We start from the raw sequence: 7954 nt of genomic DNA, 5'->3' as shown, positions 1-7954 counted from the left end.
GTTCGCCGCCGAAGCCTTTGCCCATGCTAACAAAATCGACAAGCGCGTCTGGGGGCGACCCGGCGCGAAAATCGGTCTGGTGGCGGCGGGCAAGAACTGGCTGGACCTGACCCATGCCCTTAGCCTGCTGGGCATCGACGCTGCCGAGGCCGAACGTCTGGGCCTGACCACCTATAAGGTCGGCCAGACCTGGCCACTGGACATGCGCGGCTTTCACGACTGGGCCGAAGGTCTGGACCTGATCATCGTCGTCGAGGAAAAGCGCAAGCTGATCGAAGTGCAGGTCAAAGAGGCCATCTTTGACGACCGGCGCGGGCGGCGGGTCTATGGCTGGAAAGACGGCAAGGGCGAGGAATTGTTCCCGGTGCGCTTTGCCCTGAACCCGGTGATGATCGCCACCAAGCTGGGCGAGATCCTGACCGAAGAAGGCCGCGGCACCGAGTCGGTCAAGGCGGCGCTGGTGCAGCTGGAGCAGGCGGTCAAGGCCGACAATGCCGAAGACATCGCCGCGCGCCTGCCGTATTTCTGCTCGGGCTGCCCGCATAACAGTTCGACCAAACTGCCTGAAGGGTCGCGCGCTTATGCCGGGATCGGCTGTCATATCATGGCGATGTGGATGGACCGCGAGACCTCGGGCTACACCCATATGGGCGGTGAGGGTGCCAACTGGATCGGCGAGGCGCCGTTCTCGACCCGTGACCACGTGTTTCAGAATATGGGCGACGGCACCTATAACCACTCGGGTCTGCAAGCCATTCGCGCCGCGTTGGCGGCCGGGTCGAATATCACCTTCAAGATCCTCTATAATGATGCAGTCGCCATGACCGGCGGGCAGGGCAATGATGGCGGACTGACCGCTGATCGTATCGCCCGCGAGGTTCTGGCCATGGGGGTTCAGCGCGTGGCGCTGGTCTATGACCCGAAAGAGGATCTGGACCTTGACGCCTTTCCGCGTGAATTCAGCCGCCACACCCGCGACGACCTGATGAAGGTTCAGGAAGAATTGCGTAATTACAAAGGTGTATCGGTCATTCTTTATGTTCAGACCTGCGCCGCCGAAAAGCGCCGCCGCCGCAAGCGCGGCACCTTTCCCGACCCCGATACCCGCGTGTTCATCAACACTGATATCTGCGAAGGCTGCGGCGATTGCGGGGTTCAGTCGAACTGTGTCTCGATCGTGCCGGTGGAAACCGATCTGGGCCGCAAGCGGGCGATCGACCAGTCCAGTTGCAACAAGGATTACTCCTGCGTCGACGGGTTCTGCCCGTCTTTCGTCACCCTGACCGGCGCTGAAATCCGCAAAGAAGCCAGCGCCGAAATCGACATCCCGCATCTGCCCGCGCCCGCTCTGCCGACAATCAACGGCACATGGAACATCGTCGCCACCGGCGTTGGCGGCACCGGCGTTGTGACCGTGGGCGCGGTTCTGGCGATGGCGGCGCATCTGGATGGCAAGGGCGTCGGCATGATGGAAATGGCGGGTCTGGCGCAAAAGGGCGGCGCGGTGCAGATCCATTGCCGCATCGGCAACGCCCCCGGCGACATCAGCGCCATCCGGGTTGCCGCAGGCGAGGCCGACGCGTTGATCGGCGGCGATCTGGTGGTCAGCGCCGGGTCAAAGACGCTGGGCCTTTTGGCCGGCGGGCGCACCGGCGCCGTGGTCAACAGCCACGAAATCATCACCGGCGCCTTTACCCGCGATCCCGATTTCCGGCTTCCGTCTGGGCGGATGCATCTGGCGCTTGAGGCGCGGCTGCATGAGGGGCTTAGCTTTTTCGACGCCACCGAATTGTCGCGGGTGCTGATGGGCGACACGATCTTTTCCAACATCATGGTGCTGGGCGCGGCGTGGCAGCGCGGTCTGGTGCCGCTGTCCGAAGCCGCGATCCTTGACGCCATCGCGCTGAATGGCGCTGCGTCCGAGCGCAACCAGCGCGCTTTCGAGATCGGCCGCTGGGCCATCGTGCACCCGGAACAGGCGGCGCGGCTGGTTGAAGGAAATGTTCACCACAAGCCGCTGAGTCTGGACGAGAAAATCAGCCTGCGCGCCGATCATCTGACCGCCTATCAGGGCCGGGGTCTGGCGCGGAAATACCTGCGTCTGGTCGAGCGCGCCGAAGGGGACGACCTGCGCGAAGCCATCGCCAAGGCCTATCACAAGCTGCTCAGCTACAAGGACGAATACGAGGTTGCGCGGCTGCATCTGGCCAGCGCCGACAAGGCCCGCGAACAATTCACCGGCGATTTCCAGATGACCTTTCATCTGGCGCCACCGATCCTGTCGAAAACCGGCGCCGATGGCCGCCCGGTCAAGCGCAGCTTTGGCCCTTGGGTGTTACGGCTGTTCCGGCTGCTGGCGCGGATGAAACGCCTGCGGGGCACGCCTTTGGACCTGTTCGGCTATAGCGCCGAGCGCCGGATGGAGCGCGCCCTGATCCGGCAATATGAAAAGGACATCGAGCGCGTGTTCAAAGCCCCCGACGCCGCCCGCGACGCAGCGCTGGCGCTGGCCGAATTGCCGCTGAGCATTCGCGGTTTCGGCCCGGTCAAGGCGGCGAACGCGGCCAAGGCGGCCAAACGGCGCGAGGAATTGCTGGCGGTGATCGCCGCCGGGGGGGCGGAAATGCGCAAAGCGGCGGAATAATCCCGCGCCAAGCCATATGGATTTCCCCCCGGAACGGGCGTAATGATTGCGTTATCCCCCGGCAGCGCGGCAGAATGCTGAAACGGGGCAGGAGGCAGAGTATGGCAGTCGGGATTTTTGATTCAGGTTTGGGCGGCTTGACCGTTCTGGATGCGGTGACCAAGCGGTTGCCGGATGTGCCCTTTGTCTATTTCGGTGACAATGCGCATGCGCCTTACGGCGTGCGTGACGCTGAGGATGTGTTCAACCTGACCACGGCAGCGGTCGAGCGGCTGTGGGAGGAAGGTTGCGATCTGGTGATCCTCGCCTGTAACACCGCCTCGGCTGCGGCGCTGAAGCGCATGCAGGAAAGCTGGGTTCCCCCGAACAAGCGGGTTCTGGGCGTGTTCGTGCCGCTGATCGAGGCGCTGACCGAACGCCACTGGGGCGACAACAGCCCGCCGCGCGAAGTCGCGGTCAAGCATGTCGCGCTGTTCGCCACCCCTGCCACCGTCGCCAGCCGCGCCTTTCAGCGTGAACTGGCTTACCGGGCCATCGGTGTCGATGTCGAAGCCCAGCCTTGCGGCGGTGTTGTCGATGCGATCGAGGATGGCGATGAAATTCTGGCCGAGGCCCTTGTCCGCAGCCATGTCGAGGCGCTGCAACGCCGGATGCCGCACCCCGAGGCGGCGATTCTGGGCTGCACCCATTACCCGTTGATGCAGCATATCTTTCAGGACGCGCTGGGGCCGCATGTCGCGGTCTATAGCCAAGCCAATCTGGTCGCCGAAAGTTTGGCCGACTATCTGGACCGGCACCCCGATATGCTGGGCACCGGCACCGAGTCGAAATTCCTGACCACGGGCGATCCGAAAAAAGTGTCGAACAAAGCGACGCAATTCCTGAAACGGCGCATCGAATTTCAGGCCGTGTGATTGCACAGGCCGCCCGGGCGTCCTACATCGTGCTGAATGTCGCATGGCTCTGACCGGGGCGTGTGTGATATTCGCAGACCAAATTCACAGCGGAGGACGTGATGCGCGGCCTGAAAAAACAGCGACGGATTCAGATTGTTCTTGCCACCTTCGTGGCCCTTGTCGTCAGTACCGTGCTGATCGGCTATGCCATGAAGGACGGGATCAACTTCTTCCGCGCCCCCAGTCAGGTCGTGGCCGAGCCGCCGTCGTCGAATGAAACCTTCCGCATTGGCGGTCTGGTCGAAGAAGGCACGCTTGTGCGCGGGCAGGGCAAGACCGTGCGCTTTTCCGTGACCGATGGCGGCGCCAGCGTGCCGGTGGTCTTTACCGGCGTGCTGCCCGATCTGTTCGAGGAAAATCAGGGCATGGTCGGCACCGGGCGTCTGGTGAACGGCGTGTTCGAAGCCACCGAGATTTTGGCCAAGCATGATGAGAATTACATGCCGAAAGAGGTCGTCGAGGCGCTGAAAGCCCAAGGCGTCTATAAAGAGCCGGGCGACAGCTAAGCCGGGCTGCGTCCGCTCGATCCGGACAATTTTAACGAAATACTCCGCAGTATTCCCCCGTGATCCGCAAGGCACGGGGGTTTTCATGCAATCGGTCCAGGACATCGCGCAACAGATCGTCGCCCGCGAAGGCGGCTATGTGAATGACCCGGACGATCCGGGCGGCGCCACGAAATATGGTGTAACGCTGGCCACGCTGCGCCGGGTCGGGCGCGATGTGACCAGCGACGGGCGGGTGGACGACCGCGATCTGCGGCAGTTGAACCGCGATCAGGCGCGCGACATCTTTATCGAGCATTACTTTCACCGCCCCGGTCTGGCGGCGCTGCCCGAGATGCTTCAGCCATCGGTCTTTGATATGTATGTGAATTCCGGCACCAATGCGGTGCGGATTTTGCAGCGTCTTCTCAATGACATGGGGAATGATCTTGCAGTGGACGGCGCGCTGGGTCCGAAAACCATCGCCGCTGCCCATTCCGCCGCCGAAGCCGCGCCCAGCCATCTGGCCGACGCCTACGGCATTGCCCGGCGCAACTATTACTATGCGCTTGGCGACAGCCGCCCGGCCAGCCGCAAATACGCCCGCCGCCGCGATGGCGGCAAAGGCGGCTGGATCACCCGCGCCGAAGAATTCATCGCGCCACGCTATCATCTCAGCGCCGCGCAACATGCGGAACGGGTGGCAGCATGGGGCTGATTTCCGACATTCTGCGGGTCATGTTCGGCCCCTCGGACAATATCATTCGCGACACCGCTCAGGTGTTCCGGGTCAATGCCGAAGGGTCTGATGCCCGCACCGTGGGCCTGCAAAACGCCGCCACGGCGCAATATGCCAGCGAATTCACCACCACCGGCCGCGGGCTGTTCGACCGGATCATCGACGCCGTGAACCGCTTGCCGCGGCCGTTGCTGGCCTTGGGCACGATCGGGCTGTTTACCTCGGCCATGGTCGATCCGATCTGGTTCGCCGAACGGATGCAGGGGATCAGTCTGGTGCCCGAACCGCTGTGGTGGCTGCTGGGCGCGATCATCAGCTTTTATTTCGGCGCCCGCCATCAGGCCAAGGGGCAGGAATTTCAGCGCTCGGTCGTGGAAACCATGGCCCGCGTGCCGGTGATGACCGACAACCTGCGCGCTTTGCGGGCCTTTGCCGACCCGGACGATCCCGCCCCGCACCCGGTGCCCCAGACCGGCCCGAACCCGGCGCTGGACGACTGGCGGGTCGGCGCATGAGCCCGGCCCTGATCCCGGCGCTGGCGGCGCTTTTGTCGGGTCTGAGCGCGGTCAGCCTGTTCGACCACGCCCACAGGCGCAACCGCCGCGAGGCGCTGTCGCTGGCGATCTTGGCGGCGGGGGCGATGCTGGTTCTGATCCCGCCGCCCTAAGGCGCGGGCTTGCTCACGCAAGCGTCACCGCGCCGCAGCGTTCTACGGCTTTTTGACCGTTGGCGACGGCTGACGGAACGCATAGTATCCGCGCCATGATAGTAGAACTTGGCCATTATGCCCTGATCCTCGCCTTCGTCACCGCCATTGTGCAGATGACGATTCCCCTCATCGGCGCCCATAAGGGCTGGTCGGGCTGGATGGCCGTGGCCGAACCGGCCGCGACAGCGCAATTCGTGCTGACCGCCGCCAGTTTCGCGGCATTGACCTATGCCTTCGTGACCTCGGACTTTTCGCTGCAGCTGGTGGTGGCGAACTCGCATACCGCCAAGCCGATGCTTTACAAAGTGTCGGGCGTCTGGGGCAACCACGAGGGGTCGATGCTGCTTTGGGTGCTGATCCTGTCGCTGTTCGGCGCCTTGGCCGCGTGGTTCGGAGGCAATCTGCCGCCCAGCCTGCGGGCGCGGGTGCTGGCGGTGCAGGCCTCGATAGCGGTGGCGTTCTTTGCATTTATCCTGTTCACCTCGAACCCGTTCATCCGGCTGGCGATCCCGCCGTTTAACGGGGAAGACCTGAACCCGCTGTTGCAAGACCCCGGTTTGGCCTTTCATCCGCCGTTCCTGTATCTGGGCTATGTCGGGCTAAGCCTGTGTTTCTCGTTCGCGGTGGCGGCGCTGATCGAAGGTCGGGTCGATGCGGCCTGGGCGCGCTGGGTGCGGCCCTGGACCTTGCTAAGCTGGCTGTTCCTGACCGTCGGCATCGCGCTGGGGTCGTGGTGGGCCTATTACGAATTGGGCTGGGGCGGGTTCTGGTTCTGGGACCCGGTCGAGAATGCCAGCTTTATGCCGTGGCTTCTGGCGGCGGCGCTGTTGCATTCGGCCATCGTGGTTGAAAAGCGCGAGGCGCTGAAAAGCTGGACCATCCTGCTGGCGATCATGGCTTTCGGGTTCTCGCTGATCGGCACGTTTATCGTGCGCTCGGGCGTGATTACCTCGGTGCATGCCTTTGCGTCGGACCCGACGCGCGGCGTGTTCATTCTGGGCATTCTGGCGCTGTTCACCGGCGGGGCGCTGACGCTGTTCGCGGCGCGCGCCCGGACGATGCAGGCCAAGGGCGTGTTCAGCATGGCCAGCCGCGAGACCGCTTTGGTTCTGAACAACATCCTGCTGGCGGTCGCGGCCTTCGTGGTGTTCGTCGGCACGATCTGGCCCTTGGTGGCCGAGCTGGCCTTTGACCGCAAACTGTCGGTCGGCGCGCCGTTCTTTAACGCCGCCTTCACGCCGTTCATGGTGCTGTTGGCGCTGATCCTGCCGATTGGCGCGATCATCCCGTGGAAACGGGCACGGCTGGGCCGGGCGATGAAGCAACTGGCCCCGGCGCTGGCGCTGGCGCTGGCAATCGGGGCGCTGGTCTGGGCGATGCAAAGTGGGCGCTCGGCGCTGGGACCGGTCGGGGCGTTCTTAGGCGCGTGGCTGATCTCGGGCGCGGCGGTCGATTTCCTGACCCGCGCCGGTCGCGGCTCTTTGTCCGCCCGGCTGACGCGGATCACCCGCCTGCCGCGGGCCGATTGGGGCAAGGGCGCGGCGCATGCCGGTCTGGGCGTGACGATCTTTGGCATCGCCGCGATGACCGCGTGGCAGCAAGAGGACATCCGCGTCACCCAACTGGGCGACCGGTTCGAGGTCGGGCAATGGGGCGTGTCGCTGGACAAGGTCGATCGCGTGCAGGGGCCAAACTATTTCTCGACCATGGGCACCACCACGATCTGGAAGGGCGATCACCCGCTGTATACCCTACACCCGGAAAAGCGGGTCTATCCGGTGGCGAAAATGCCCACGACCGAGGCCGCGATCCATAACGGTTTCCTGCGCGACATCTATGTGGTGATCGGCGATCCGCAGGATGGCGGCGGCTGGGCGGTGCGCACCTATATCAAGCCCTTTGCCAACTGGATCTGGGCCGGGGCGATGATCATGGCGCTGGGCGGGCTTCTCAGCCTCAGTGACCGGCGCTATCGCGTCGCCGCGGGCGCGCGCAAATCCGTGGCCCAACCGGTTCCGGCGGAGTGACCCTGATGAAACGCTTTGCCCTTGCCCTGTGCCTGATCCTTGCCGCGCCGATGGCGCTGGCAGTGCTGCCAGACGAGATCATGACCGACCCGGCGATGGAGGCGCGGGCGCGCGAGATTTCCAAGGATCTGCGCTGTCTGGTCTGCCGCAACGAAAGCATTGATGAATCGAATGCCGAACTGGCCCGCGACCTGCGCCTGCTGGTGCGCGAGCGCCTGACCGCAGGTGACAGCAACGAACAGGTCGTGGCCTTTATCGTCGATCGTTACGGTGAATACGTGCTGCTGAAACCCACCCGCTCGGGCGCTAATCTGGTGCTGTGGATCGCCGGGCCGATGATGCTGATCGTGGCGCTGGGCGTTGGCCTTGGCTATGTCCGCAGCCGCCGCCGCAC

Annotated in this window: 8 protein-coding genes; all 8 read left to right on the top strand. The window is 64.0% G+C overall.

Features of this window, described 5'->3' with window-relative positions:
* Positions 1-2644, top strand: a 2644-nt coding sequence (locus tag ABYW26_RS07485) for an indolepyruvate ferredoxin oxidoreductase family protein (RefSeq protein ID WP_372604151.1), incomplete at its 5' end; no start/stop codon positions are given.
* A 101-nt stretch (positions 2645-2745) separates the two neighbouring features.
* Positions 2746-3558 (top strand): glutamate racemase, encoded by an 813-nt coding sequence (gene murI / locus ABYW26_RS07480; RefSeq protein WP_372604150.1) that lies wholly within the window; start codon positions 2746-2748, stop codon positions 3556-3558.
* A 101-nt stretch (positions 3559-3659) separates the two neighbouring features.
* Positions 3660-4106: a cytochrome c maturation protein CcmE gene (gene ccmE / locus ABYW26_RS07475; RefSeq protein ID WP_372604149.1), complete on the top strand. Its 447-nt coding sequence runs from the start codon at positions 3660-3662 to the stop codon at positions 4104-4106.
* Between the two features lie 85 nt (positions 4107-4191).
* Entirely contained in the window at positions 4192-4803 is a 612-nt protein-coding gene (locus ABYW26_RS07470) for a holin-associated N-acetylmuramidase (RefSeq protein WP_372604148.1), read from the top strand.
* Positions 4794-5339 carry a holin family protein gene (locus tag ABYW26_RS07465; protein WP_372604147.1) on the top strand — a complete coding sequence of 182 codons (546 nt, stop codon included), beginning with the start codon at positions 4794-4796 and terminating at the stop codon, positions 5337-5339. The genes ABYW26_RS07470 and ABYW26_RS07465 overlap by 10 nt, the downstream gene beginning before the upstream one ends.
* The gene (locus ABYW26_RS07460; protein ID WP_372604146.1) at positions 5336-5491 is read left to right on the top strand and encodes a hypothetical protein; all 156 of its coding nucleotides are present in this window, start codon (positions 5336-5338) and stop codon (positions 5489-5491) included. Before ABYW26_RS07465 ends, ABYW26_RS07460 begins: the two co-directional genes overlap by 4 nt.
* Before the next feature lie 95 nt (positions 5492-5586).
* Positions 5587-7560, top strand: a complete 1974-nt coding sequence (locus ABYW26_RS07455) for a heme lyase CcmF/NrfE family subunit (RefSeq protein ID WP_372604145.1) — start codon at positions 5587-5589, stop codon at positions 7558-7560.
* Positions 7561-7565: 5 nt separating this feature from the next.
* Positions 7566-7954: cytochrome c-type biogenesis protein CcmH (locus tag ABYW26_RS07450; protein WP_372604144.1), on the top strand; the 389-nt coding region annotated here is incomplete at its 3' end.

This window comes from Actibacterium sp., assembly GCF_041584535.1.
GTDB lineage: Bacteria > Pseudomonadota > Alphaproteobacteria > Rhodobacterales > Rhodobacteraceae > Actibacterium_D.
This window is presented reverse-complemented; position numbering and strand designations above follow the sequence as displayed.

Bases quoted from the DNA above. Each gene is read 5' to 3' on its own strand.
- ABYW26_RS07455 (WP_372604145.1), top strand. From the start codon at position 5,587: ATGATAGTAGAACTTGGCCATTATGCCCTGATCCTCGCCTTCGTCACC.
- ABYW26_RS07460 (WP_372604146.1), top strand. From the start codon at position 5,336: ATGAGCCCGGCCCTGATCCCGGCGCTGGCGGCGCTTTTGTCGGGTCTG.
- ABYW26_RS07470 (WP_372604148.1), top strand. From the start codon at position 4,192: ATGCAATCGGTCCAGGACATCGCGCAACAGATCGTCGCCCGCGAAGGC.
- murI (WP_372604150.1), top strand. From the start codon at position 2,746: ATGGCAGTCGGGATTTTTGATTCAGGTTTGGGCGGCTTGACCGTTCTG.
- ABYW26_RS07465 (WP_372604147.1), top strand. From the start codon at position 4,794: ATGGGGCTGATTTCCGACATTCTGCGGGTCATGTTCGGCCCCTCGGAC.
- ccmE (WP_372604149.1), top strand. From the start codon at position 3,660: ATGCGCGGCCTGAAAAAACAGCGACGGATTCAGATTGTTCTTGCCACC.